General features: G+C 65.2%; 26 protein-coding genes. 13 read left to right on the top strand and 13 right to left on the bottom strand.

Going from position 1 to position 25933, the window contains the following annotated elements; all coding sequences use genetic code 11:
* Positions 1–16: 16 nt before the first annotated feature.
* Complete coding sequence (secB, locus tag CYD53_RS28740; protein ID WP_103721501.1) at positions 17–508, top strand: protein-export chaperone SecB; 492 nt, start codon at positions 17–19, stop codon at positions 506–508.
* 170 nt (positions 509–678) lie between these two features.
* Positions 679–1413 carry a TerC family protein gene (locus tag CYD53_RS28735; protein ID WP_103721500.1) on the top strand — a complete coding sequence of 245 codons (735 nt, stop codon included), beginning with the start codon at positions 679–681 and terminating at the stop codon, positions 1411–1413.
* A 113-nt stretch (positions 1414–1526) separates the two neighbouring features.
* Here the strand turns inward: CYD53_RS28735 and dnaQ are convergent, their stop codons facing one another.
* From dnaQ to CYD53_RS28710, 5 genes are read right to left on the bottom strand one after another with little or no spacing between them, the layout of a single operon-like run.
* Positions 1527–2234 (bottom strand): DNA polymerase III subunit epsilon, encoded by a 708-nt coding sequence (gene dnaQ / locus CYD53_RS28730; protein WP_103721499.1) that lies wholly within the window; start codon positions 2232–2234, stop codon positions 1527–1529.
* Positions 2227–2853, bottom strand: coding sequence for a dephospho-CoA kinase (gene coaE, locus CYD53_RS28725; protein WP_103721498.1), 627 nt, complete (start codon positions 2851–2853; stop codon positions 2227–2229). Before coaE ends, dnaQ begins: the two co-directional genes overlap by 8 nt.
* Positions 2854–2892: 39 nt before the next feature.
* On the bottom strand, positions 2893–3726 hold the full coding sequence (locus tag CYD53_RS28720) for a shikimate dehydrogenase (RefSeq protein ID WP_103721497.1): 834 nt from the start codon (positions 3724–3726) through the stop codon (positions 2893–2895).
* A 21-nt stretch (positions 3727–3747) separates the two neighbouring features.
* Positions 3748–4374: a Maf family protein gene (locus tag CYD53_RS28715; protein WP_103721496.1), complete on the bottom strand. Its 627-nt coding sequence runs from the start codon at positions 4372–4374 to the stop codon at positions 3748–3750.
* Positions 4371–5201: a pyruvate, water dikinase regulatory protein gene (locus tag CYD53_RS28710; RefSeq protein ID WP_103721513.1), complete on the bottom strand. Its 831-nt coding sequence runs from the start codon at positions 5199–5201 to the stop codon at positions 4371–4373. Before CYD53_RS28710 ends, CYD53_RS28715 begins: the two co-directional genes overlap by 4 nt.
* Positions 5202–5763: 562 nt before the next feature.
* Here CYD53_RS28710 and hemE point away from each other — a divergent pair.
* From hemE to rho, 3 genes are all read left to right on the top strand, one after another.
* A complete protein-coding gene (gene hemE, locus CYD53_RS28705) occupies positions 5764–6798 on the top strand; it encodes a uroporphyrinogen decarboxylase (protein WP_103721495.1) in 1035 nt (344 codons plus the stop codon).
* 9 nt (positions 6799–6807) lie between these two features.
* A complete protein-coding gene (gene hemJ, locus CYD53_RS28700) occupies positions 6808–7236 on the top strand; it encodes a protoporphyrinogen oxidase HemJ (RefSeq protein WP_410492303.1) in 429 nt (142 codons plus the stop codon).
* Positions 7237–7494: 258 nt separating this feature from the next.
* On the top strand, positions 7495–8760 hold the full coding sequence (rho, locus tag CYD53_RS28695; RefSeq protein WP_092178504.1) for a transcription termination factor Rho: 1266 nt from the start codon (positions 7495–7497) through the stop codon (positions 8758–8760).
* Between the two features lie 178 nt (positions 8761–8938).
* On the opposite strand, the gene CYD53_RS28690 is transcribed toward rho, so the two are convergent.
* Complete coding sequence (locus CYD53_RS28690) at positions 8939–10939, bottom strand: thioredoxin domain-containing protein (RefSeq protein WP_103721493.1); 2001 nt, start codon at positions 10937–10939, stop codon at positions 8939–8941.
* 65 nt (positions 10940–11004) lie between these two features.
* Here CYD53_RS28690 and mnmE point away from each other — a divergent pair, with 65 nt between their 5' ends.
* The 5 genes from mnmE (at position 11005) to CYD53_RS28665 (ending at position 16738) form a co-directional block, all read left to right on the top strand.
* Positions 11005–12330 carry a tRNA uridine-5-carboxymethylaminomethyl(34) synthesis GTPase MnmE gene (gene mnmE / locus CYD53_RS28685; protein WP_103721492.1) on the top strand — a complete coding sequence of 442 codons (1326 nt, stop codon included), beginning with the start codon at positions 11005–11007 and terminating at the stop codon, positions 12328–12330.
* Positions 12331–12435: 105 nt separating this feature from the next.
* Complete coding sequence (gene mnmG, locus CYD53_RS28680) at positions 12436–14328, top strand: tRNA uridine-5-carboxymethylaminomethyl(34) synthesis enzyme MnmG (protein WP_103721491.1); 1893 nt, start codon at positions 12436–12438, stop codon at positions 14326–14328.
* 15 nt (positions 14329–14343) lie between these two features.
* Positions 14344–14991, top strand: coding sequence for a 16S rRNA (guanine(527)-N(7))-methyltransferase RsmG (rsmG, locus tag CYD53_RS28675; protein ID WP_103721490.1), 648 nt, complete (start codon positions 14344–14346; stop codon positions 14989–14991).
* Positions 14988–15818, top strand: a complete 831-nt coding sequence (locus CYD53_RS28670; protein WP_103721489.1) for a ParA family protein — start codon at positions 14988–14990, stop codon at positions 15816–15818. The genes rsmG and CYD53_RS28670 overlap by 4 nt, the downstream gene beginning before the upstream one ends.
* 38 nt (positions 15819–15856) lie before the next feature.
* Positions 15857–16738, top strand: a complete 882-nt coding sequence (locus CYD53_RS28665) for a ParB/RepB/Spo0J family partition protein (RefSeq protein WP_103721488.1) — start codon at positions 15857–15859, stop codon at positions 16736–16738.
* Between the two features lie 67 nt (positions 16739–16805).
* On the opposite strand, the gene holA is transcribed toward CYD53_RS28665, so the two are convergent.
* The 3 genes from holA to leuS are packed head-to-tail and all read right to left on the bottom strand — an operon-like array spanning position 16806 to position 21025.
* On the bottom strand, positions 16806–17837 hold the full coding sequence (gene holA, locus CYD53_RS28660; RefSeq protein ID WP_103721487.1) for a DNA polymerase III subunit delta: 1032 nt from the start codon (positions 17835–17837) through the stop codon (positions 16806–16808).
* A 16-nt stretch (positions 17838–17853) separates the two neighbouring features.
* Positions 17854–18414: an LPS assembly lipoprotein LptE gene (locus CYD53_RS28655; RefSeq protein WP_103721486.1), complete on the bottom strand. Its 561-nt coding sequence runs from the start codon at positions 18412–18414 to the stop codon at positions 17854–17856.
* A complete protein-coding gene (gene leuS, locus CYD53_RS28650) occupies positions 18401–21025 on the bottom strand; it encodes a leucine--tRNA ligase (RefSeq protein ID WP_103721485.1) in 2625 nt (874 codons plus the stop codon). Before leuS ends, CYD53_RS28655 begins: the two co-directional genes overlap by 14 nt.
* 95 nt (positions 21026–21120) lie before the next feature.
* Here leuS and CYD53_RS28645 point away from each other — a divergent pair, with 95 nt between their 5' ends.
* The gene (locus tag CYD53_RS28645; protein WP_103721484.1) at positions 21121–21786 is read left to right on the top strand and encodes a YggS family pyridoxal phosphate-dependent enzyme; all 666 of its coding nucleotides are present in this window, start codon (positions 21121–21123) and stop codon (positions 21784–21786) included.
* A gap of 117 nt (positions 21787–21903) precedes the next feature.
* Here the strand turns inward: CYD53_RS28645 and CYD53_RS28640 are convergent, their stop codons facing one another.
* A complete protein-coding gene (locus CYD53_RS28640) occupies positions 21904–22473 on the bottom strand; it encodes a L,D-transpeptidase family protein (RefSeq protein WP_245928475.1) in 570 nt (189 codons plus the stop codon).
* Between the two features lie 81 nt (positions 22474–22554).
* Here CYD53_RS28640 and CYD53_RS28635 point away from each other — a divergent pair, with 81 nt between their 5' ends.
* Positions 22555–23241 carry a response regulator transcription factor gene (locus CYD53_RS28635; protein ID WP_069689069.1) on the top strand — a complete coding sequence of 229 codons (687 nt, stop codon included), beginning with the start codon at positions 22555–22557 and terminating at the stop codon, positions 23239–23241.
* A gap of 6 nt (positions 23242–23247) precedes the next feature.
* On the top strand, positions 23248–23712 hold the full coding sequence (locus tag CYD53_RS28630; RefSeq protein ID WP_103721483.1) for a cyclic nucleotide-binding domain-containing protein: 465 nt from the start codon (positions 23248–23250) through the stop codon (positions 23710–23712).
* 10 nt (positions 23713–23722) lie between these two features.
* Here the strand turns inward: CYD53_RS28630 and xth are convergent, their stop codons facing one another.
* The 3 genes from xth to CYD53_RS28615 form a co-directional block, all read right to left on the bottom strand.
* Positions 23723–24538 (bottom strand): exodeoxyribonuclease III, encoded by an 816-nt coding sequence (xth, locus tag CYD53_RS28625; protein WP_103721482.1) that lies wholly within the window; start codon positions 24536–24538, stop codon positions 23723–23725.
* 230 nt (positions 24539–24768) lie between these two features.
* The gene (locus CYD53_RS28620) at positions 24769–25593 is read right to left on the bottom strand and encodes a LolA family protein (protein ID WP_181012070.1); all 825 of its coding nucleotides are present in this window, start codon (positions 25591–25593) and stop codon (positions 24769–24771) included.
* Positions 25594–25825: 232 nt separating this feature from the next.
* Positions 25826–25933: DNA translocase FtsK (locus CYD53_RS28615; protein ID WP_146056034.1), on the bottom strand; the 108-nt coding region annotated here is incomplete at its 5' end.

The following is a 25933-nucleotide window of genomic DNA, read 5'->3' as shown; positions in this document are numbered from 1 at the left end:
GATCATGATGGGACCGATGGCCAACGACATTCCCAACGGCAACGGCGCGCAAGCCCCCGAGGCAGCTCCGAGCATGAGCGCCCTGATCCAGTACACCAAGGATTTCTCCTTCGAGAATCCCAAGGCGCCACGCTCGCTCAGCCAGCAGACGCAGCAGGGGCCGCAGATGTCGCTGCAGGTCAACGTCTCGACCGCTCCGCTCGGCGAGGACGATTACGAGACCGTGCTGCAGCTCGAGGGCAAGGCCGAGCTCGGCGGCGAGACGCTGTTCGCCTTCGATCTCAGCTATGGCGGCGTGTTCCGCATCCAGAACGTGCCGCAGGAGCACATCCACCCTGTGCTGGTGATCGACTGCGCCCGCCTGCTCTTCCCCTTCGCCCGGCAGATCATCGCCGAGGCGGTCCAGAACGGCGGCTTCCCGCCCTTCTATGTGCCGCCGATCGATTTCGCGGCCTTGTTCCAGCAGCGCATGCAGGAGCTCCAGGCCCAGGGCGCGCCGAACGCCTGAGCCTTCCGGCAGCATGAATTGTCACGGAAAGGGCCCTCACGGGCCCTTTTTCGTTGACGGTGCGGCGCGCTCACCCCTTGCAGCCGGCCAGGGGAGCTTCCATCTCGCGGAGCAGTCGACGGCGGACGCTCATCCGGGCGCCCGCCGTTTCGCGACATGAAGGAGCCGGGATGGACTATCTGATGACGCTTGCCGCCGACCCCACGGTGTGGGCCGCGCTCGGGGCATTGATCGCCATGGAAGTCGTCCTGGGCATCGACAACCTGATCTTCATCTCGATCCTGACCAACAAGCTGCCGGAAGAACAACGCGCGCGCGGCCGCAGGATCGGCATCGGGCTAGCGCTGATCCTGCGGCTCGGCCTGCTCTCGACCGTCGCCATCATCGTGCAATTGACCGCCCCGGTCTTCTCGGTGCTCGGCAAGGCCTTCTCCTGGCGCGACCTCATCCTGATCGCCGGCGGCCTCTTCCTGGTCTGGAAGGCGACGAAGGAAATCCATCACAAGGTCGACGCCGATCATGGGCCGGACATCTTCGACGGCGGCAAGGCGGCAGCCGTCACCTTCGGTGGCGTCATCGTCCAGATCCTGCTGCTCGATCTCGTCTTCTCCATCGACAGCATCATCACCGCCGTCGGCATGACCGACCATATCCCGGTGATGGTGATCGCCGTCGTCTTCGCGGTTCTGGTGATGCTGCTCGCGGCCGATCCGCTGGCGAGCTTCATCGAGCGCAACCCGACCATCGTGATGCTGGCGCTCGGCTTCCTGCTGATGATCGGCGGCACGCTGATCGGCGAGGGCTTCGGCGCGCATGTGCCCAAGGGCTACATCTACGCCGCCATGGCCTTCTCGGCCGCGATCGAGGGGCTGAACATGCTGTCGCGGCGCAAGACGAAGAGCTGACCCATCGCTCTCCGTCATTGCGCGAAGCGAAGCGACGAAGCAGTCCAGAGGATTGCTGTGGGACGCTGGACTGCTTTGCTTACGCTCGCGAGGACGACTGGACGCGAAGCAAGTCAGGCCTCGTCGGTCAGGCCGAGATAGCCGCGCCAGAGCGGCGTCTTGAGCGTGCGGATGAAAGTCTCATGGGCGGCGATGGTTGCCTCGTCGAGGCGGGAGGCGAGAGGCCGCTGGCGTTGCGGACGCTCGATCGCCGCGCCGCCCAGCCCGCCATTGTCACCCGCCATCGCGACGCCCAGACCAAGCGACGTCTGCTTGCCGCCGATCAGCTCGATATAGACTTCGGCCAGGATTTCGGAGTCGAGCAGCGCGCCGTGCTTGGTGCGCCTGGCGTTGTCGATGCCGTAGCGCGAGCAGAGTGCGTCCAGGCTGTTGGAGGCACCGGGATGCTTTCGGCGCGCCATGGCCAGGGTGTCGACGACACGATGCTGTTCGATCGGGCCATAGCTGAGCCGCTTCAGCTCCATGTTGAGGAAGCCGATATCGAAGGCGGCATTGTGGATCACGAGCCGCGCATCGCCGATGAAGCCCATGAAGTCATCGGCAATCGCCGCAAAGACCGGCTTGTCGGAGAGGAAGGCTTCGGAGAGGCCGTGGACCTTGAAGGCGCCGTCCGGCATCGAGCGTTCGGGATTGATGTAGACGTGAAAATTGCGTCCGCTCGGGCAGTGATTGACCAGCTCGACGCAACCGATTTCGACAATGCGATCGCCGCCATTGGCTTCAACGCCGGTCGTCTCGGTATCGAGTACGATTTCACGCATGAACAGCGCTCTCCACTGGAAGCCTGTGGCCGGGCCGGCCGGCAAGGGCGCTCAGGATAGAACTCACCTGCCGCTGCGCGGCCAGCAGACCGGCGCCCGTGTCCACAAGGAAATGGGCGTGGCGGCGCTTCTGCGCATCCGGCATCTGGCGGGCGAGAATGGCGGCGAACTTCTCCGCAGTCATCTCCGGACGCGCCAGGACGCGCGCGCGCTGAACCTCGGCCGGGGCGGTGACGACGAGCACGGCATCGCAACGCGCCTGTCCGCCGGTCTCCAGCAGTAGCGGAATATCGAGCACGACAAGCCCTACGCCGGCCTTGCGGCTGTTTGCGAGGATGGCCTCCTCCTCCTCGCGGACGAGCGGATGGATGATGCCCTCCAAGCGCTTCAGCGCATCGGGCTGTCCGACCACCGCGGCCGAGAGGCGCTGGCGATCGACCACGCCGTCGCGGACGACACCGGGAAAGGCCGCGCCGATCAAGGACGCGGCACGGCCGCGATAGAGCGCATGGACGCAGGCATCGGCATCATGCACCGGCACGCCGCGCGCGCGGAAGAAGGCCGCGGTCGTCGATTTCCCCATCCCGATCGAGCCGGTGAGTCCCAGGGTGAAGGTCATGGGATGAAGGTCATGGAGTGGTCATGGGGCCCCGCCGAATCAGGTCCCCAGGATATCCCTTTCGAGCCTTGCGCGCAGGGCCGGCGTCACCGCCGGCGTCACGCCGAACCAGCGCGCGAATCCGGGCACGGCCTGGTGCAGCAGCATGCCGAGGCCGTCGACGATGACGCCGCCGCGCTGTTCGGCCTGCGTCAGCAGCACGGTCTTCAGCGGCACATAGACGATGTCGTCGACGATCGTGCCGGGGCGCAGGCGCGCCAGGTCGAGCGCCAGCGGCGGCTGGGCCTGCATGCCGAGCGAGGTCGTGTTGACGATGAGATCGGCCTCCGCGACCAGTGCGTCGCGCTCGTCCCAGTCGCGCGCTCGCAGCGGCGCACCGAGAACCCGGGCGAGCTCGATCGCCCGCTCCCGGCCGCGATTGGCCAGGATGATGCGCGCCACGCCACGGCTCTTCAGGCCATAGGCGATGGCCCGCGCGGCGCCGCCCGCCCCGATCAGCAGCGCCGTGCGAACCTTCTCCTGCCAGCCCGGCACTGTTGCATCGAGATGGCCGAGGAAACCGGCCGCGTCGGTGTTGTCGCCGTAAAGCCGCCCGTTCTCGCGCCAGATCGTATTGACCGCGCCGATAGCGCGCGCCGCCTCGCTGACCTCGTCGAGCAAGGGCAGCATGGCTTCCTTATGCGGGACGGTGACATTGCCGCCGGCGAACTCGCCGGCCCGGATGCGCGCGACGAAACCCGGCAGATCCGACGGCGCGACATCGATCCGCTCATAGGATCCGTCGAGCCCGTACTGCTCGAGCCAGGTTCCGTGAATCAGCGGCGACCGCGAATGGGCGATCGGATGGCCGATGACGAAGCAGCGAAGAGTCATGGTGGATAGCGGTCCGAGGGATCAGTGCGCGAGCAGGCCGCGACCGCGCAAGGCGGCGAGGACGGCAAGGAGCGGCAAGCCGAGAATGGTGAAATGGTCGCCTTCGACGTTGTCGAAGAGCTGGGCGCCGAGCCCTTCGATCTGGTAGCCGCCGACGCTGGCGAAAGCGGATGGACCCATCGCATCGACATAGGCCGCGATGAAATCCGGGCTCAGATTGCGCATGGTCAGATGGGCGATCTGGGCGCCCTGCGCGACCACCTCGCCGGCTTGCGCCAGGACGAAGGCCGAGCGCAGCTGGTGCGTCCGGCCCGACAGCGCGGCGATCTGGGCACGGGCCGCGGTGGCGTCAGCGGGCTTGTGATGACTGACGCCATCACAGATCAATGTCTGATCGGCGCCGAGCACGATGCGCTGGGCATGAGCGCTTGAGATCGCCAGGGCCTTGGCGCGCGCAAGTTCGAGAGCCGCGTCTTCATCGGGCAGACCCCGTTGCAGCAGGGACGCTTCGACGGCGCGCTCGTCGATCTCGGGCTTGATGACCTCGACCGGAATTCCAGCTGCGAGCAGCATATCGCGCCGCGTCGTGCTGCCCGAAGCCAGCACGAGCGCAGCGGGACCCAGCCAAAGCGCAGCTGCGCCCTTCATGTCGCGATGAACTTCATGCGGTGGTCGCGCAGGAGATCGAGGATCGCAGCTGCCGTCTCCTCGATCGAGCGACGGGTGACGTCGATCACCGGCCAGCCCTTGCGGGCGCAGAGCCGGCGCGACTGCGCGACCTCGTCGGCCACGGAAGCCGGATCGACATAGGGCGTCTCGTCATCGGCCCTGAGCGAGAGCAAGCGGTTCTGCCTGATCTGGACGATGCGATCGGCACTGGCGACGAGGCCGACGATCAGCGGCTTCTTCAGGGCTTCGAGCTCTGGCGGCAATGGCACATTCGGCACGAGCGGGATGTTGGCCGTCTTGATGCCGCGATTGGCGAGATAGATCGAGGTCGGCGTCTTCGAGGTCCGGCTGATGCCGACGAGGACGATGTCGGCGCTTTCAAGATCGCCGCCGAGCTGTCCGTCATCATGCAGCAGCGTGTAGTTCATCGCGTCGATGCGGCGGAAATATTCGGCGTTGAGGACGTGCTGGGCGCCGGGCTTCGGCGCAGAGGCCTGGCCGAGATAGGACTGGAACAGCGAGAGCACCGGGTTGAGCACCGACAGGCAGGGGCAGCCGAGATCGCGACAAAACGCCTCGAGCCGCGCCGACCATTCCGGTTCGACCAGGGTGTAGAGCACGACGCCGGGCGAGGCCTCGATCTCTGCCAGAACGCGGGCGAGCTGCGCCTCGGAGCGGACGAGCGGATAGACATGCTCGATCGCCGAGACGGTCTCGTATTGTGCGGCAGCGGCGCGGCTGACCGCGATCAGCGTTTCGCCGGTCGCGTCCGAGACGAGGTGAAGGTGGAAATAATTGCGGGCCACGTTGGCTCCCGGATTGGCGAACAGAGCCACCTCTAGAGCCGGATGATCCGAGATGGAATCACAAAGTGATCCCATCTCGGATCTGAATCCGTCTCTCATCAAAGAGTTAGAGCAGGATGCGAAAACCGGTGCCCGCTTTTTCGCATCCTGCTCTGGCGCGCTGAGCGGATAAAGCGAACTGGACCGGGAGGTCGACGGCAGGGCGGGCTAATTCACGGGGCGGGGGATGAGTGTGGACAACCGAGCGTCCCGGAGGCCTGCCGAGAGCGGCGTGTATAACCCCCCATTTCGATCAACAGGCAAAGGGCTGTGGTCAGGTTCAGCGATGTTTCACGTGAATCATTTTCGAGGCCGGAAGCGCGACCTCGATTCCAATTGGTTAAGAAAGCCTTAACGACCTCGATCGCCATTGCCGCATTCGTGTCTTGAGGCCCCGTGAGCTGTGGACCAGCTGTGGATGGCTTTGCGGCTAAGCCTGTGCCTGCCTCCAAGAGTCAAAAAAGAAGATTCTCTCTCAAGAATCATATTTAGAAGAGATCGAGAACGAGGGTCTGGATCGAGAATGTCGACGCATAGCAAACCGGTTTTCCTGCGGGCACTCGACGGAGAGACATTGGCCACGCCTCCGCTCTGGCTGATGCGTCAGGCTGGCCGATATCTGCCGGAGTATCGTGAGCTTCGCGCCAAGGCCGGAAGCTTCCTCGCGCTTTGCTACAATCCAGAGCTTGCTGCCGAGGTCACCTTGCAGCCGATCCGGCGTTTCGGCTTCGATGCCGCGATCCTGTTCTCGGACATCCTCGTCGTTCCGCAAGCACTCGGGCAGGCCCTCTGGTTCGCCGAAGGCGAAGGTCCACGCCTCGAGCCGGTCGCCGACGAGGAGCGCCTGCGCGCCATCGATGGGCAAGCCGACCAGGACAAGCTTGCGCCGATCATCGAGACCGTGCGCCGGGTGAGAGCGGCCCTGCCCAGGGAGACAGCCTTCATCGGCTTCTGTGGCGCGCCCTGGACCGTGGCGACCTATATGGTGGCCGGTCGAGGCACTCCGGATCAGGGGCCGGCGAAAGAGCTGTTCACGCGCGACCCGGATTTCTTCCAGCGCTTGATCGACCGGATCGTCGTTTCGTCGATCGACTATCTCAACGCGCAGATCGAAGCCGGCGTCGATGCCGTGCAGATCTTCGACAGCTGGGCGGGATCGCTGGGGCCTGGGGAGTTCGAGCGTTGGTGCATTGCACCGACGAAGCGGATCGTCGAGGGCGTGCGGGCGCGTCATCCCCGAACCCGTATCATCGGGTTCCCTCGCGGCGCCGGCGCGCTCATTCCGGACTATGTCACGGCGACGGGCGTCGATGCCGTCGGACTCGAAACCGATATCGACCGTGTCTTCGCGCGCGACGCGATCCAGTCGCTGGTGCCTGTCCAGGGCCATCTCGATCCGTTGATCCTGCGCGCCGGGGGGCCGGAGCTGGAGCGCGAGGTCGCCGCGATCAGATCGGTGTTTGGAGACAAGCCTTTCGTTTTCAATCTGGGTCACGGCATTTTGCCCGACACCCCGATCGCGCATGTCGAGCGGCTGATTGCCGCCGTCAGGGCCTGAGGGAGAACCATCGCGATGTATGAATGGATCAAGGCCTTTCACGTCATGGCAGTGATCGCCTGGATGGCGAGCATGCTCTATTTGCCGCGCCTGATGGTCTATCACGCGGAAGCGCAGACCGGGTCGATCCAGTCCGAGACCTTCAAGATCATGGAGCGGCGGCTGCTCAAGGGCATCATGACGCCCTCGATGATCGTGACCTGGATCCTGGGCCTCTACCTCGCCTGGTCGGGCTTCGGCTTCAAGGGCGGCTGGCTGCACGGCAAGATCCTGCTGGTCTTCATCCTGTCGGGCATCCATGGCTATCTGGTGGGACGGGTCCGCGCCTTCGCCGAGGATCGCAACCTCAAGAGCGCGCGATTCTATCGCATCATCAACGAAGTTCCGGCCGTGCTGATGGCGCTGATCGTGATCCTCGTCATCGTCAAACCGTTCTGAGTTTCACGGCGGCGCGACCGGTTTGCCGGAGGGGGGCGGCACCGCGCCGTTTCCGCTTGAGCCCGGCTGAGAATCCCGCTATCAAGCCCCTGCGCTCGTTTGGCGTATTCCCTGTTGCCGATGGTTCGTGAGCCCGCTGCCTGCGCAGACGCTCATGGCGCGCAACCGCAACGCTGGTCCGTCCTGGACCTGACGTTCTTCTCAGTTACCTCCTGACCCCTGTTCGTTTCGCAGGGGCTTTCACGATCCGGGTGCCCCATGCGGGAAATCAAGCTCCAAGACCTCAAGGTCAAATCGCCGACCGAACTTCTGACCTTCTCCGAGGGGCTCGAGGTCGAGAACGCCAGCACGATGCGCAAGCAGGAGCTGATGTTCGCGATCCTGAAGCAGCTTGCAGCGAAGGACACCGAGATCCTCGGCGAGGGCGTGGTCGAGGTTCTGCCTGACGGTTTCGGTTTCCTGCGCTCGTCGGATTCGAACTATCTGCCGGGTCCCGACGACATCTATGTCTCGCCGACGCAGATCCGGAAATTCGGTTTGCGCACCGGCGATACGGTCGAAGGCCCGATCCGCGGCCCCAAGGATGGCGAACGCTATTTCGCGCTGCTCAAGGTCAACACGATCAATTTCGAGGATCCCGAGCGGATCAAGCACAAGATCAACTTCGACAACCTGACGCCGCTCTATCCTGACGAGCGCCTGCGCATGGAAGTGCCGGATGCGACGAAGAAGGATTTCTCGGCCCGCGTCATCGACATCGTCTCGCCGATCGGCAAGGGCCAGCGCGCCCTGATCGTGGCACCGCCGCGCACCGGCAAGACCGTGCTGCTGCAGAACATCGCGCAGTCGATCACGACCAATCATCCGGAATGCTATCTGATCGTGCTGCTGATCGACGAGCGGCCCGAGGAAGTCACCGACATGCAGCGCTCGGTGAAGGGCGAGGTCGTCTCCTCGACCTTCGACGAGCCGGCCTCGCGCCACGTCCAGGTCGCCGAGATGGTGATCGAGAAGGCCAAGCGCCTGGTCGAGCATGGCCGCGACGTCGTCATCCTGCTCGATTCGATCACGCGTCTGGGCCGCGCCTACAACACCGTGGTGCCCTCCTCCGGCAAGGTGCTGACCGGTGGTGTCGATGCCAACGCCCTGCAGCGGCCCAAGCGCTTCTTCGGTGCGGCGCGTAATATCGAAGAGGGCGGCTCGCTGACCATCGTCGCGACCGCGCTGATCGATACCGGCAGCCGCATGGACGAAGTCATCTTCGAAGAGTTCAAGGGCACCGGCAACTCCGAGGTGATCCTCGACCGCAAGGTCGCCGACAAGCGCATCTTCCCGGCGATCGACATCCTCAAGTCGGGTACCCGCAAGGAAGAGCTCATCACGCCCAAGGATGTGCTGGCCAAGACCTATGTGCTGCGCCGCATCCTGAACCCGATGGGCCCGCAGGACGCGATCGAGTTCCTGATGGACAAGCTGCGCCAGACCAAACAGAACTCCGACTTCTTCGACTCGATGAACACCTGATTGTCCTTCTCGGAGGAGAAGGTACCCGCTCAGCTGGTGGATATGGGAAGGGTCGCGTAAGCGGCCCTTTTCTTTTTGGAGTTGGGTGGCCTAGCGGGCCAAAGGCAAGGCTTTCAAATCAGGCGATCGTGCTGAGGCGATTTGCGGCACCTCGACTTCCAGGAAAGGTCGTGCGGGTTCAGCGGCCCTCCGCGACGGCCTGCGCCAGTCGATTCGGCTCCGTGACGGGCGGCAGGCAGCGGCCGGCAAAGCAGATGAAGGCCGCGCCCGTACCAGCCTGGCGCGCCATCGCGGCGGCTGGGTGCTCGGCCGGCAGGCTCGACGGGTCCGGGCAATCGACCAGGGTCGTCACCGTATAGGGCAGGGCAAGTGCCGCCTGATGCAGCGCCGCGCGCTCTGATCCCGCCAGCACGATCTCCACACCATGCCGCGCCAGATCATAGGCGTTCAGGATCGAGTCATGCGCCATGGGTGCGCGTTCGGCCGCGGCCAGCGCAGCGCCAAGGAACGCGTCGGCGCGATCGCGATCTTCCGCGTCACCGCTCTTGATCGCCAGGCGCAGCAGATTGCTGGCGTGAATCCCGTTGGCGTTGGGCACGGCGTCGTCATGGGTCGGGCGCGGTATGACCGGCAAGCCCTTGTTTTCCATAAGAGTCATACCGAGTAGATTCGTGGCGCCGCTGAGGTAGTGCCGCTGCAGATATGCGCTCCAGCGCCGGGCATCATCGAGGTAGTGCTGCTCGAATGTCGCGTCGTGCAGCGCCAGCGCAGCCTCCGCCATGGCGGCGTGGTCGAGCGCGAAGCCGGGCCTGATCAGGCGTCCCTTGCGATAGGAATGGGCGAGCCCGTCGCCATCGGCCATCGATTCGGCGACGAAATGGTAGGCGCGCTGGGCAAGGGCGAGCCAGTCCTTGCGGACGAGCAGGCCCGATGCCCGCGTCAGCGCCGCGATCATCATGCCGTTCCAGTCGGCCAGGATCTTGTCGTCGCGGGCGGGCGGAATCCGCCTGGCCCGGATCGCCAGCAAGCGCTCGCGGATACCGGCCAGGGTGCTCGCTGTCGCGGGATCGGGATCCGGCGTTTCCAGCCGATTGAGGATTGTGAGCTCTTCCCAATTGCCATGCGCCGTCACGTCGTAATGGAGCGCGAGCAGGCGGGCCTCGTCCTCCGAGAGATGGGTTTCGACCTCACGCGCGGTCCAGACATAGAACTTGCCCTCGACGCCTTCGGAATCGGCATCGAGGCTGGCGGCGAAAGCACCTTCCGGCAGCAGCATGTCGCGTGCGAGCCAGGCGACGATGCCTTCGGCCGCCATCCGCATCAGCGGGTCGCCGCTGCGGGCGGCTTCCAAAGCGTAGAGGTCGAGCAATTGGGCGTTGTCGTAGAGCATCTTCTCGAAATGCGGGGCGAGCCAACGCTCATCGACGGAATAGCGGGCGAAGCCGCCGCCGAGATGGTCATGGATGCCGCCGCGAGCCATCCGTTCCAGCGTCCTGAGCGCAGGCGCCAGCGCTGCGGTGGAGCCCGTCCGCGCACCATGGCGCCAGAGCATTTCGATCAGGCCGGGATTGGGGAATTTCGGTGCGCCGCGCAGGCCGCCATGGTGCGGATCGAAGGCGCCGGCGATCTGACCCGCCAGCGCATCGAGATCGGGTTCGCCGGCGCCGCCCGCCGCGAAGGCCTCGGCCTGGGACAAGGCGGCGCGAATGGCCGCGGCATTGCGCGCGATGCGATCTGGATCCTGCCGGTGGATCGCCGCGAGCTGTTTCAGCACGCCGATGAAGGAGGGCCGGCCATAGCGCGCCTCGGGCGGGAAATAGGTGCCGCCCCAGAACGGATCGCCATCGGCGGTCAGGAACATGGTCAGCGGCCAACCGCCCTGCTCGCCCAGGCTGTGCAGCGCGCTCATATAGACATGGTCGATATCGGGCCTTTCCTCGCGGTCGACCTTGATGTTCACGAAGAGCTCGTTCATCACCGCCGCGGTTGCAGGGTCCTCGAAACTTTCATGCGCCATGACATGGCACCAATGGCAGGCGGCGTAACCGACCGAGAGCAGGACCGGACGGCCGCTGTGCTTGGCCTCGGCGAAGGCGGCCTCGCTCCATTCCCACCAGTGAACCGGGTTGTCCTTATGCTGCAGGAGATAGGGGCTGGCGGCATCCGCGAGACGGTTCATCGGCGTGGCTTTCAGGCCGGGCGTCCGGACGGGCTTGGCGCCGGGCGCAGCATGGTGTTCGAGAGATGAGCGATGCAGCAGCCTATCCGACGATCGTCGCCCTGTCCTCCGGCAGCGGACGGGCTGGCGTCGCGGTCATCCGGATATCCGGCTCGCGGGTCCGATTCGTGCTCGAAACGATCGCGGGCGGGATCCCCGAACCACGCCATGCCGTCCTGCGGCAACTGCGTGACGAGGCCGGCGAGGTCATCGATGCCGGGCTCGTGCTGTACTTTCCCGCGCCGGCGAGCTTTTCGGGCGAGGATATCGCCGAGTTCCAGGTTCATGGCGCAAGGGCCGTCATTGCCCGCCTGCTGAACGTCCTGACGCAACTGCCCGGGGTGAGACTCGCCGAGGCTGGTGAATTCACCCGGCGGGCTTTTGAAGCCGGCAAGCTCGATCTCGCCGCCGTCGAGGGTCTGGCGGACCTGATCGATTCGGAAACGGAATGGCAGCGCCGGCAGGCGTTGCGCCAGATGACCGGCACGCTCGGTAAGCAAGCCGCTGCGTGGCGGGGCCGATTGATCGAAGCGATGGCGCTGCTTGCCGCGGATATCGACTTTTCCGACGAGGGTGATGTCTCGGGACCGCTTGTCGATGAGGCGCTGGCGATCGCGGCGGGTATCGCCGGGGAGCTGCGTGCGGCCCTGGGCGGCTTCGCCATGGGCGAGCGTGTCCGCGAGGGTTTCGTCGTGGTCCTCGCCGGCCCGCCCAATGCCGGCAAGTCGAGCCTGCTCAACGCGCTCGCCCGCCGCGATGTCGCCATCGTCTCGGCCATGGCGGGGACGACGCGCGATGCCATCGAGGTGCGATTGGACCTGGGGGGCCTGCCGGTCATGCTGGTCGATACGGCAGGTTTGCGTGAAAGCGCTGACGAGATCGAAGCCGAGGGCGTCAGGCGAGCCCTGGAGCTGGTCGCGCGAGCGGATCTCGTTCTCAAGCTTCGGGCAATCGATTCGCCTCCGGATCGATTCGCCTCGATTCAAAAGACGCTTTGCATCGCCACGAAGGCCGATCTGGCAAGCGATCTCGCAAATCAGGCTTTGCCCGGCGAGATCGCGGTTTCATCTCGGACGGGCGCGGGCCTGGATGAGCTGTTGGCAAGCATTGTTGCCGAGCTCGGGGCGCTCTCGCAGCCCGAGCCGGCATTGCTGACGCGTGAGCGGCACCGGGCCGCGGTGTCCGATGCGGTGCTTGCGCTGGAGCGCGCGATCGATGCCCGGCACGGCCAGGTCGAATTGCTGGCCGAGGAGGTTCGCCTGGCGGTGACGGCGCTGGAGCGCCTGGTCGGGCGCATCGATGTCGAGGATGTCCTCGACCAGCTCTTTTCCGGCTTCTGCATCGGAAAATAGCAAGGGGGAGGCATCACCTTCATAATTCGGGCCGTTTCACGTGAAACGAGGACTCATCGCCTTATAATCATTGACCCCCGGCCCGGGCTTCGCTAGCGAATCCGCATGTCTCTTCCTGTTGTCGAAACGCGCTACGATGTGATCGTGGTTGGTGGCGGCCATGCCGGCGCCGAGGCGGCGAGCGCAGCTGCGCGACTCGGAGCGCGCACCGCACTGATCACGCATCGGCCGGAGACGATCGGCGTGATGTCCTGCAATCCGGCGATCGGCGGCCTCGGCAAGGGGCATCTTGTTCGCGAGATCGATGCGCTCGACGGCGTCATGGCGCGGGCAGCCGACCGGGCCGGCATCCAGTTCCGCATGCTGAACCGCCGCAAAGGCCCGGCCGTGCGCGGTCCCAGGGCGCAGGCGGATCGCAAGCTTTATCGCCTGGCTGTTCAGGATTTGTTAGCTGAACAGGGCAATCTCGAGATCGTCGCCGGTGAGGTGTTCGATATCGCGATCGAGGACGCCCAGGTCAGCGCCGTGATTCTGGCGGATGGACGTCGATTCGCTACCGGAACGGTCGTATTGATGACTGGAACCTTCCTGCGTGGCCTGATCCATATCGGCGAGACCAAGATTCCGGCCGGTCGTGTCGATGAGGCGCCGTCGCTGGGGCTGTCTGCGACCTTGGAGCGCCATGGCTTTCCGCTCGGCCGCCTCAAGACCGGTACGCCGCCGCGCCTGGATGGGCGCACGATCGATTGGGCGGCGCTCGAAATGCAGGCCGGGGATGATCCGCCTGAGCCGTTCTCGGCGTTGACCACGGCGATCACCACGCCGCAGATCTCCTGCGGGATCACGCGCACGACCTTGGCGACGCATGACCTGATCCGCGCCAATCTCCACCGCGCGCCGATGTTTTCCGGCCAGATCGAGGGCCGCGGGCCGCGCTATTGTCCCTCGATCGAGGACAAGGTCGGCCGCTTCGGCGATCGTGATGGCCATCAGATCTTCCTCGAGCCCGAAGGGCTCGATGACGACACGGTTTACCCCAACGGCATCTCGACCTCCTTGCCGGAGGATGTGCAGCTTGGTGTGCTCAAGACGATTCCGGGCCTTGAGCGCGCCACCATGCTGCGTCCCGGCTATGCGATCGAGTACGACTTCGTCGATCCACGCGCCTTGAAGAACACGCTGGAGACGCGCGCCGTCCGCGGCCTGTTCCTGGCCGGCCAGATCAATGGCACGACGGGCTATGAGGAGGCCGGGGCGCAAGGCCTGTTTGCCGGTTTGAACGCTGCGCGTCGGGCTGGCGGCGCCGCGCCGATCGTGCTCGAGCGCACCAGGTCCTATATCGGCGTGTTGGTCGACGACCTGGTCACGCGCGGCGTTACGGAGCCGTATCGAATGTTCACATCGCGGGCGGAGTTCCGGCTGTCATTGCGCGTCGACAACGCCGATGAGCGCTTGACGCCGCTTGGCACCGAGCTCGGCCTGGTGGGCTCCTTGCGCCGCGACCATTTCGAAGCCAAGCGGACCGCCATCGCGCGACTGGAGGCCCGATTGCGGGATGTCTGGGTGACGCCGCAGCAGGCGGAGGCGGTTGGGCTTCATCTCAATCGCGATGGCCTGCGGCGGAGCGCCTACCAGCTGCTGTCCTATCCCGATATCAGCTATGAGAGCCTTGCGGCAATCTGGCCGGATCTTGCCGATTATGACCCGTCGGTTGTTTCACGTGTGACGGCGGACGCAGTCTATTCGGTCTATCTTGATCGCCAGTCGGCGGAGATCCAGGCCTATAAGCGCGATCAGGCCTTGAAGGTGCCGGAGGATCTCGATCTCGACGGCATCTCGGGTTTGTCCAACGAGATCAAGCTGAAGCTGAATGCGGAGCGGCCGGCCGATCTCGCCCAGGCGGCGCGGATCGAAGGCATGACGCCTGCCGCGCTGACCCTGTTGGCGGCGCATGCGCGGCGTGGGCGCCGCCAGCGCGCTCCTGAACCGATCGCATGATGGCTATTGTGTTTCATGGCTGTTGATAAAAGCGACAGGGCGCATGCTTTGCGCTTGACGCCTGTTTCACGTGAAACAGAGGAGCGTCTGGCGGTCCTGGTCGCCGAGCTCGAGCGCTGGCAGGCGGCGAAGAATCTGGTGTCCTCGGGCACATTGAAAGATGTCTGGACGCGCCATATCGCCGATTCGCTGCAGCTCTTCGACTTGGCTCGTGACTCGCAGCGCTGGCTCGACCTCGGTTCCGGCGGCGGTTTTCCCGGGCTGGTGATCGGCATTTGCCTGGCCGAGCGAGGAGCGGGCGAGATCCATCTCGTCGAGAGCAACAGCCGCAAATGCGCCTTCCTGCGTCATGCCGCGCGTTTGACGGGGGCGCCGGTCAGGGTTCACAATGCCCGGATCGAGGATGCCGTCGGCGATTTTGCTGGCAAGATCGACGTGGTTTGCGCGCGAGCCCTGGCGCCGCTGCCGTTGCTGCTGGACTGGTGCAAAGACCTGTTGAGAACAGGGGCCCTGGGGCTCTTTCCCAAGGGACAACATCTAGATGCAGAATTGACCGACGCGTCTAAATATTGGAAGATTCAGGCCTCAACGGTTTCTTCCGTGACAGACAGCGCCGCGCGCATCCTGATGGTTCGTGCGGTCGAGAAGCGGGCCGATTCATGACCGATCTTACCCCTATTGCCCTGCCGCGCCGTCCGCGCGTGCTGGCACTCGCGAATCAGAAGGGCGGCGTCGGCAAGACGACGACCGCGATCAATCTCGGTACGGCGCTGGCGGCGATCGGCGAGAAGGTGCTGATCGTCGACCTCGACCCGCAAGGCAATGCCTCGACGGGGCTCGGCATCGACCGCAGAAGCCGCAAATCCTCGACCTATGACGTTCTGTGCGGCGATGTCGGTCTTGGGCAAGCAATGCAGGAGACAGCGGTTCCAGGCCTGTTCCTGGCGCCGTCGACGCTGGATCTGCTTGGCGTCGAGCTGGAGATCGCGGGCTCCAAGGATCGCGCCCATCGCCTGAAGAATGCGATCGACGAATTGGTCTATGACCAGCGCTGTTCCGACCTGACCTATGTGCTGATCGATTGCCCGCCGTCGCTGAGCCTGATCACCATAAACGCGATGACGGCTTCCGACGCCGTCCTGGTGCCGCTGCAATGCGAATTCTTCGCGCTGGAGGGCCTGAGCCAGTTGCTGAAGACCGTCGAGCAGGTCCGCAATGGCCTCAATCCGCGCCTGATCATCCAGGGCGTGGTGTTGACGATGTACGATCCCCGTAACAACCTGTCGGGCCAGGTGATGGCGGATGTCCGCGAATTCCTCGGCGACAAGGTCTATGAGACCGTGATCCCGCGCAATGTCCGGGTGTCGGAGGCGCCGTCCTATGGCAAGCCGGCGCTGCTTTACGATCTGCGCTGCTCGGGCTCGCAGGCCTATCTGAAGCTGGCCTCCGAGGTGATCAAGCGCGAGCGCGTTCTGCGCGCCGCAGCCTGACCCACGACGAAAAGACGAGAGAGTACAAGAGGATGGCAATGGCCGAAGAACAGGGGCGCTCACGGCTCGGCCGAGGCCTGGCAGCGCTGATCGGCGATGTCGGCGAGGAAATCGGGGCGATCGACCGGGCGCGCGGCCAGAGGCGCGTGCCAGTCGAGTTCCTGCGTCCGAGTGCGCGCAACCCGCGGCGCAGTTTCGGCGAGGACGATCTCGAAGAGCTCACGGCTTCAGTCCGCGAGCGCGGCATCCTGCAGCCGATCATCGTGCGCTCGCTCCCCAACATGCTCGATGCCTACGAGATCATTGCGGGCGAACGGCGCTGGCGCGCGGCCCAGCGCGCAGGCCTGCACGATGTGCCTGTCATCCTGGTCGAGGCGGATGATCGTGAAGCGCTCGAAATCGCCATCGTCGAGAACGTCCAGCGTACCGATCTGAACGCGATCGAGGAGGCTGCCGGTTATGAGCGGTTGATCGCTGAGTTCAACTATACGCAGAACGACCTTGCCCGCGTCATCGGCAAGAGCCGCAGCCATGTCGCCAACACCTTGCGGCTGTCGAAACTGCCGGAATCGGTACGGAAGATGGTCAGCGAAGGCGCGGTTTCGGCCGGCCATGCCCGCGCCTTGCTGTCCGTTTCGGATCCGGAACTGATGGCACACAAGATCATCGACGAAGGGCTCAGCGTCCGCGATATCGAGCGGATCGTCCAGGATGAATCGCGCGGCGAGTCCAACAAGAGCGCTCCAGGCAAGCCCAAGATCGACAAGGATCCCGATACCCGCGCGGTCGAGAGGGCTCTCGAGGAAGCGCTGGGATTGTCGGTCTCGATCCAGCACCGCGCCAGTGGCGCCGGCGAGATGAAGATCGGCTACAAGACACTCGAGCAGCTCGAGGCGCTCTGCCGCCGCTTGAAGGCCTGACCAGAGTCATTCGCGCTCCAGAGGGGCATTTGCGCTCCGGCTGGATCGCGAATTGCGCGATAGCGCTTTAATCCCCGCGCGCTCCGGAACGGCCGAGACGCGCCAGGGTCCAGAGCGTGCGCACCGCGGCCGGCCGGGCGATATCGCCGTCCCGCCTGACGGCAAGCGTCGCGGCCCCTAGAAGCGAGATGGCCTCCGTCAGTTTTGGGGTCGTCCAGGCCGAGAGCGCCGCTTCCATCGCTGGGATGCGCGGAAACGGCAGCCGCATGGTTGCAACCACGTCCTTGACGCCCCGACCGGCATCGACGCTTTGCCGGGATTTGAGCAGCGTCAGCGCTTGCCTGAGCACTGCGCCCAGCATGACGCCGGGATCGAGGCCCTCCCCGCTCAATTTGGCATAGGCCAGATCGAGCGCCGGCAGGCGCCCGGCGAAGACGGCGTCGACCAGAGCCGCCTGCTCGCGCTGGGCCGTGTCGCCGACGACCGCTTCGATATGCTCGCTCAGAACAGCGGGATCGGACCCGACATAAAGCAGGAGCTTCTCGATCTCGCGTCGCGACGTCTGCCGGTCGCCGCCGAGCAGCGCGGCGAGATGGTCGCGATTGACGCGGTCGATGGTCTTGCCGGCCGCGCGCAGCATCTCGTCGATCAGGCTGCCGAGATCGCGGGCGCCGTCGCTGTAGCAGGGAACGGCGAGGGCGGATCGCGCCTTCTCGCAGGCGACGCGCAGCGGATTGCTGCGCTGGAGATCGCCGGCCTCGATGATGACGATGGCGTCCCGCGACGGCGTCGCCAACAAAGGCTCGACTGCGGCCGTCAGCAATTTGCCCGTAGCGGAGACGCGGATGGCGCGCCGGCCGCCGAACAGGCCGATGGTGTTGGCCTCGTCGACGAGCTTGAGCGGATCGGAGGCTATGTCGTCGCCGCTCATCCGCACGAGCTGGAAAGCGTCGTTGGCGTCGTCGACATTGGCGCGCGCCAATGCGGCGGCGCGCTCCGAGACCAGGCCGGTATCGGGGCCGTAGATCAGGAACAGCCGCCAGGCCGGGTCGGGCTTGGCCAGGGTGCGCTCGGCCTCATGCGCCTTGACGGCGACCATGGCGGAGATTCTCGCTTCAGCCGGAGACCAGATCGGCGGCGAGCTGGCCCTTGATCAGCTGGGCCAGGCTCTTGGCCGCGCGGATCTGGGCGTCGCGCGCGGCGCGCACCGTGGCGAAGCGCTGCGAGGAGCGCTCATAGGGCGCGCGCACGACATTGGTGCCCGAGGAGACGGTCTCGCCCGAGCCGATGCGCTTGACCGTCCAGGTCGCGGTGGCGATCAGGACCGCCGAATCGGCGCGGCCGGTATTGTAATCGACCGTGACGACCTCGATCGATTCAGCGACCTTGGCCTCGAAGCGCAGGCGCTTCTGGACATCGGGCTCGCCGCCGCCATCGAGCTCGAAAGCGAGCTCGTTGCGCAGGTAATGGCCGGTCAGGCCCGAAATCTGCGGAATTTCGACGCTCTTCAGCGCGGATTTGACGCTGCCGCCGACAGTGCTCGTGGTGTTCTCGGAATAGAGCGGCTGCAGGCAGCCCCCGGCAAAAGCCGTCGCCAGCAAGGTGGCGGTCAGCATCATGCGGCGGGTCGGAACCGGCCGCGACAGGGTCCGGTTCTGGGCTTCAGGCGACGACATTCACGATTCTCCCGGGCACGACGATGATCTTCCGGATCTCCCGGCCGTCAAGCGCCTTGATGACGGCCTCGGAGGTGCGCGCGAGCACCTCCACGGCCACGGTATTCGCATCGGCGGGGACGGTCAGCTCCGCGCGCTTCTTGCCGTTGATCTGGACCGGCAGCACGATGCTGTCGTCCTTCAGCAGGGTCTCGTCGGCGACAGGCCATGCAGCCTCTCCGATGAGCCCCGGCTGCCGCAGCGCCTGCCAGCACTCCTCGGCGAGATGCGGCATCATCGGCGCGACAAGCTGCGTGGCGATGATGGCGGATTCATGCAGCGCGAAAGCGATGTCGGGTGCGAGTGCGGCGTTTTCGGCAGCCGCGTCGAGCGCTTTGCCGATGGCGTTGGTCAGCGAGTAGATATGGGCGATGCAGCGGTTGAAGCCGAGGCGCTCGATATCGAGGCCGACCGCATGCAAGGCGCGGTGGCTGGCGCGGCGCAGCGTCATGGCCTGCTCGCTCAGGGCAGCCGGCATGCCGGCGCTGTTGCCCGTGCGCTCGGCGATCTCGCCGACGAGCCGCCAGAGGCGCTGGACGAAGCGGGCGGCGCCCTGGACGCCCTCATCGGTCCAGATCACGTCGCGGTCTGGTGGTGAATCGGAGAGCATGAACCAGCGCGCGGTGTCGGCGCCGTAGGAGGCGATGATGTCGTCGGGATCGACGACATTCTTCTTGGACTTCGACATCTTCTCGATGGCGCCGATCTCGATCGGCGCGCCGGTATCGACATGGAAGCCGCGGCGCTCGGTGCCGTTTACCTCGATGCGGACATCGCCCGGCTCGACCCAGCTGCCGTCCCTGGCGCGGTAGGTCTCGTGGACGACCATGCCTTGCGTGAACATGCCGTCGAAAGGCTCGTCCAGCCCGGCATGGCCTGTCGCCTTCATGGCGCGGGTGAAGAAGCGCGAATAGAGCAGGTGCAGGATCGCGTGCTCGACACCGCCGATATACTGGTCGACCGGCAGGAAGCGGTCGACGACAGGCCGGTCGGTCGGGCTCTCGACCCGCCAGGGATCGGTGAAGCGGGCGAAATACCAGGACGAATCGACGAAGGTGTCCATCGTGTCGGTTTCGCGCCGGGCCGGCTTGCCGCATTGCGGGCAGGCGACATGCTTCCATGTCGGGTGATGGTCGAGCGGGTTGCCGGGCCGGTCGAAGGAGACGTCGTCGGGCAGCTTGACCGGCAGGTCGGCGTCGGGCACCGGCAGCGTGCCGCAATCGGCGCAATGGATCACCGGAATCGGGCAACCCCAGTAGCGCTGGCGCGAAACGCCCCAGTCGCGCAGGCGGAAATTGACCTTGCGCGTGGCGACAGGGCTGTTGCCGCGCGTCTCGGCTTCCAGCCGGCGCGCGACGTCTTCTTTCGCCTCCGGAATGGTCATGCCGTCGAGGAAGCGCGAATTGATCATGCGGCCGTCATCGCCATAGGCGGTGTCGGTGATGACGAAACTTGCCGGGTCCTGGCCCTCGGGCGCCACGACCGGGGTGACGCCGAGCCCGTATTTATTGACGAAGTCGAGGTCGCGCTGGTCATGGGCCGGGCAGCCGAAGATCGCGCCCGTGCCGTATTCCATCAGGATGAAATTGGCGACATAGACCGGCAAGGTCCATGATTTATCAAAGGGATGCACGGCGCGGATGCCGGTGTCGAAACCGAGCTTCTCGGCCTTGTCGATGTTCTCCTGGGCCGTGCCGGTGCGCTTGCAATCCTCGATGAAGGCCTGCAGGGCGGGGTTGTTCTCGGCTGCCGCCTTGGCCAGCGGATGGTCGGGAGCGATTGCCATGAACTTGGCGCCGAACAGCGTGTCGGGCCGGGTCGTATAGATCTCCAGCTCATTGCGGCCATAGGGATTCGATTCGAGAGCGAAACGAATCAGCAGCCCCTCCGAGCGGCCGATCCAGTTCTTCTGCATCAACCGGACCTTGTCGGGCCAGCGCGTCAGGCCTTCCAGCGCGTCATGCAGCTCCTGGGCGTAGTCGGTGATCTTGAAGAACCACTGCGTCAGCTCGCGGATTTCCACGGGCGCGCCGGAGCGCCAGCCGCGCCCGTCGATGACCTGCTCATTGGCGAGCACGGTCTCGTCGACCGGGTCCCAGTTGACCCTCGCGGTCTTGCGATCGACCAGCCCGGCCTTGAGGAAGTCCAGGAACAGCTTCTGCTGGTGCTTGTAATAGCTCGGGTCGCAGGTCGCGAGCTCCCGGCTCCAGTCGAGCGACAGGCCCATGGACTGCAACTGCGTCCGCATCGTCGCGATATTGGCGTAGGTCCATTCGCGCGGGTGGACCTTGTTGGCCTTGGCGGCGTTCTCGGCCGGCAGGCCGAAGGCGTCCCAGCCCATCGGATGGAGTACGGCGAAGCCCTTGGCGCGCTTGTAGCGCGCGACGACGTCGCCCATCGCGTAATTGCGGACATGGCCCATATGAATGCGGCCGGAAGGGTAGGGAAACATCTCGAGGACATAGTAGCTCGGGCGCGGATCGTCGTTACGGGTCTCGAAGAGCTTGCGCTCCTCCCAGACACGGCGCCATTTCGGCTCTGATTCCTTGGGATTGTAGCGTTCGACGGCCATGATAACGGGCAATTCTTGCGTGATCGGATGAGCCCGGACTAGGACACCATTGCAGCCACGCGGTCAACGCCGCACAGGGCATGAAGGGACTACCGATGAGCGATACGGTTACGCGTTTGGCCGCCACACGGGCCGCGATTGCGCGCGCGGCGCGTGATTTCGAGCGCGAGCCCGATTCGGTTGCGCTGATCGCGGTCTCGAAGACGATGCCGGCAGAGGCGATCCTGCCCGTGCTGGAAGCCGGGCAGCGCATCTTCGGCGAGAACTATGTCCAGGAGGCCAAGGCCAAATGGCCCGAGCTGAAGCTGCGTTTTCCCGATGCCCAGCTCCACATGATCGGGCCGCTGCAATCCAACAAGGCCCGCGAGGCGGTCGAATTGTTCGACGCGATCCACTCGCTCGATCGCGAGAGCCTGGCCAAGGAGCTGGCGCGCGAAATCGCCCGCACCGGCAAGACCCCGACCCTGTTCGTCCAGGTCAACACCGGAGACGAGCCGCAAAAGGGCGGCGTCAGCCCAGCCGGGATCGACGCGTTCCTCGAAAACTGCCGCGCGCATCACGGCCTCGTGATCACGGGGCTGATGTGCATTCCGCCGGCCGATGAGCCGCCTTCGCCGCATTTCGCCCTGCTCGCCAAGATCGCGGCGCGCCACGGCCTGCGCGAACTCTCCATGGGCATGAGCGCCGATTACGAGGCCGCGATCCAGATGGGCGCGACCTATGTGCGGGTGGGCAGCGCGATTTTCGGGGCGCGCGCGTGAAGGCAGGCTGAGGGCGTGGGGCGGTTGCGCGATGCTCGGGCCAGACTCTGAGCATCCCCGGTCGGAGATTCTCGGGCGAAGCGAAGCGCAGGCCCGCTAAGGACGCCCGGAACCTGCTTAGCGCACCACCATCACGCAATGCCGCGCCAGGCGCGGCAGCACCTTGGCGAAGACATGGCCCTCGACCGCGACGCAGCCGGCGGTGGGCGTGAAGCCGGCTCGCGCGAGATGCCAGAAGATCGCGCTGCCGCGGCCGCGAATCACCGGTGAGTCGTTCCAGCCGAGCTCGACGATGACGTCGTAGAGATGGTCGTCGCGCTGCAGCCGCTCCTCGGCGGCGCCGGGCGGGCGGGCGATCAGCCGGTTGTAGCGGCGGTCGCCGGCATCGTCGCACCAGGCGTCGCGGGCGGTGATGGCGCGCAGCGGCAGGAGCGTTCTCGGCCGCGGCAGCCGCGCCTTGCGGTAGAGCACGCTGCGCAGCGGCAGCGCGGCGCGCGGGGTGCCGCCGTCGCCCTCGCGCTTGAGGACGACGATGCCGGACCGGCCAAGCGCGCAGGGGAACACCGCTCTCCCTGCGACCAGGAAGCCCTTGCTGCGGTCCCGGACCGAGGCGAAGACCCGCAGCCGGGTGAGGCCGCGCGGCTTGTGAACCGACCAGGATGTGATCGGGCTCTCACGTTTTCTCACTGAAATTCCATCCTGCGTGACTTGCAGACACGAATCAGCGGGCTCATGGTGCCCGCTGCGCAACCGTTACAATGATCGTTCATGTCCGCCGTCCATCATATCCTCCTCGTCGATGATGACGAGACATTGCGCGACGCGCTGGCCGAACAGCTCGCGCTCTATGACGAGTTCAAGATCTCGACCGCCGGCACCGCGACCTCGGCGGTCAAGGCCGTGCAGGCCGAGCGGATCGATCTCGCCGTGATGGATGTCGGCCTGCCCGACATGGACGGGCGCGAAGCTGTCAAGATGATGCGCAAGAACGGCTTCAAGAGCCCGGTGATCATGCTGACCGGCCAGGGTTCCGATTCGGACACGGTGCTGGGGCTGGAAGCCGGCGCCAATGATTATGTCGTCAAGCCGTTCAAATTCGCCGTGCTGCTGGCGCGCATCCGGGCGCATTTGCGCCAGTACGAGGCGAGCGAGGACGCGGTCTTTCAGGTCGGGCCCTATACCTTCCATCCCGGCTCGAAGCTGTTGGTCAGCGAGAAGGGCTCCAAGACGAAGCTGACCGAGAAGGAGACCGCGATCCTGCGCTTTCTCTATCGCGCCGGCCGCAAGCCGATCGCCCGCGAGATCCTGCTGCAGGAGGTCTGGGGCTATAACAGCCAGGTCACGACCCATACGCTCGAGACGCATATCTACCGGTTGCGCCAGAAGATCGAACCCGATCCGGGCAATGCGCGTTTGCTCGTGACGGATGCGGGCGGCTACCGCCTCAACCCTTAAGTCGATATGGCTCTCGACAACGACATTGCCCTGCTGGCCCAGCAGCCGCTGCTGAGTCTGATGGAGCGCGATGCGCTGCGTCTGGTGGCGTTCGCGGCGGAAAGCCGCATCCTGCGCGCCGGCGATGTCCTGTTTCGTGGCGGCGATCTATCGGACGGCGCAGTACTGATCATTTCGGGCGCGGTCGCCCTGCTGCACCAGGATGACGGCCAGCCGGCCGACGAGATCGTCGGCGCCGGCGCCTTGCTTGGAGAAATCGCCCTGTTCACCTCGGTGCACCGGCCGGTGACGGCGATCGCGCGCGAGCCGACGCAGGTGATGAAGCTGTCGCGCAGCGTGATGCGCCGCGTCCTCGCCGAGTTTCCGAAGTCGGCCGAGGCGATCGCCGAAGCGATCGGCGATCGTCTGCGCGAGTTCGTCGGCGAATTGAGCCAGGTTCAGGCCGCGCTGAACGCGATCGATCGGGGCTGAGAGAGGAGCCTCAAAGCTCCAGCGTCACTGTTACCGGCACATGGTCCGAGGGGCGCTCCCAACCGCGGGCTTCGCGCAGGAAGGTGAGGTCGCGCAGAGCCGGCTTCAGCGCGTCCGAGAGCCAGATATGGTCGAGGCGGCGGCCGCGGTTGGAGGCTTCCCAGTCGGCGGCGCGGTAGCTCCACCAGCTATAGAGCTTTTCCGGCTCGGGCCTGAGCGTGCGCGCGGCGTCGGTCCAGCCAAGCTCGCTGCGCAGCTTCTCCAGCGTCGTGGTCTCGATGGGCGTATGGCTGACCACGTCGAGCAATTGCTTGTGGCTCCAGACATCGTGCTCATAGGGCGCGATGTTGAGGTCGCCGAGCAGGATGGCGGGCCGGTCGGTCGGCTTCCTGGCGATGCCCCAGGCGCCGATCTCGTCGAGGAAGGCGAGCTTATGGGCGAACTTGTCGTTCCTCGCCGGGTCGGGAATGTCACCGCCGGCGGGAATGTAGAAATTATGGATCGCGACGCCGGCCGCAGCGCCCGCAGCCTTGTCGAGCACCACGGTCATATGGCGGGCGTCGTTCTTGCCGCACATCGCCATGGCGTCCTTCTCGCTGAAGGGCAGCTTCGAGACGATGGCGACACCGTTATAGCCCTTCTGGCCGATAAAAGCCTGATGGACATAGCCGATCTTCTCGAAAGCCTTGGCCGGGAACTGCTCGTCGGGCGTCTTGGTTTCCTGCAGGCACAGCACATCGGGCGCATGCGTGGTCAGGAAGTCGCAGACCATGCCGATGCGCAGGCGCACCGAATTGATATTCCAGCTGGTGACGGTGAGTTGCACGCGAATGTTCCGGGCGGAGGGCTGCCGGAAACTGGTTTGTAGCGCGCGGAAATGCAAGCTCGTCCGGTGAAGAGCCGACCCGCTTGCCGTCATTGCCCGGCTAGAGCATTTCCGCGTTTCTCAGGATCGCGGAAATGCTCCAGCTCCTTGTTTTAGCGCGGTTTCTTCACGCGAGCCGGTGCCACACCGGTCGAAAACGCGCCAGGTTTGCGATGACGGAGAGGGCGATGTCAGAGCACGCGCTCGTAATTGATCGTGAAATTCTTCGGATCGGGGCGGCGCTGGGTGTCGAGATTGTAGACCGAGACCGTGGTCTCATAGCCTTGCGGATCGATCACCACCCAGCCGCGCAATTCATTGGCGGTAATGTCGTAATTCAGGGTGATCTTGGAGGTGCCGCCCAGCGTCGAGCGGTCCTCGATCCTGACTGACAGGATCTCGCCCTTGGTGCTGGCACCCATCACGACCGAATCGCGCGCCAGGTCCATGCGCTCCTTGACCAGGAACTTCAGCGGGGTCTGGCCGATCGAATAGATATCCTGCGTCGCCAGCTTCTTGTCGCGAATGGCGACGGAGGTGCCGTCGGCGATGACCTCGGTCGTCACCGGAGCGCGATATTCGAAGCGCATCTTGCCCGGGCGCTGAATGTAGAGCTTGCCTTCGAGACGACGTCCATCGGCGGAAAACTGGATGAAATCGGCCTGCAGAGTGGCAAATCCGTTGAAATAGGCGTTCAGCCGCTCGACGGCCTCATCCTGCGTCTGCGGGGCGGAGGACTTGCCCGAAGCTTTCGCCGGGGTGGCCGCGATGCGCTGAGGCGCTTCGGCGGAAGCGGTTTGCACGGGTGTCGCCGCCGTCGCCGTGCGCGGCAATCCGAGGCCCTCAGGCCGCACGGGGGGCAGGCGCGTGCCGCTGCGCGACGGCTTGGCGGTGGCGATCGCTGGCTTGGAAGGCTGCAGATTCAGCGGCTGGGCGCTGGCCCCTCCGAGGACGGCTGCGAAGCCGAGCGCGGCGAGCGCGCCGATCGAGGCCCGCATCCGGAGACGGCGTGTCATGAGCATGCAAGCTCCACTCAAAATCGGCCAAGAGGCCGGGATCATCGTGCCTTCGCCGGCACGCTGCAACAAACGGGTCATGGAAGAGAACCCACCGCTCCGGTCAAATCCAAGCGCGGGATCCATTCGAAAAAACGGTCCCCACTCGTTACGACCCTACTCCAATCAACGCATCGCGATCGCTGAAGGTTGCAGTACCGTCATGGCAATTTGAGGACGGGATGGCGGTGTTTCAATCCTCGTCCTCGCGAGCCCTGCCGGTTTCGACCAGGATCTCGCGCTTGCCGGCGTGGTTGGCGGGGCCGACGATGCCTTCGTTCTCCATCCGCTCCATGATCGA

The sequence above is a fragment of the Allobosea psychrotolerans genome (assembly GCF_002917105.1).
In the GTDB taxonomy this organism is placed as follows: Bacteria; Pseudomonadota; Alphaproteobacteria; order Rhizobiales; family Beijerinckiaceae; genus Allobosea; species Allobosea psychrotolerans.
This window is presented reverse-complemented; position numbering and strand designations above follow the sequence as displayed.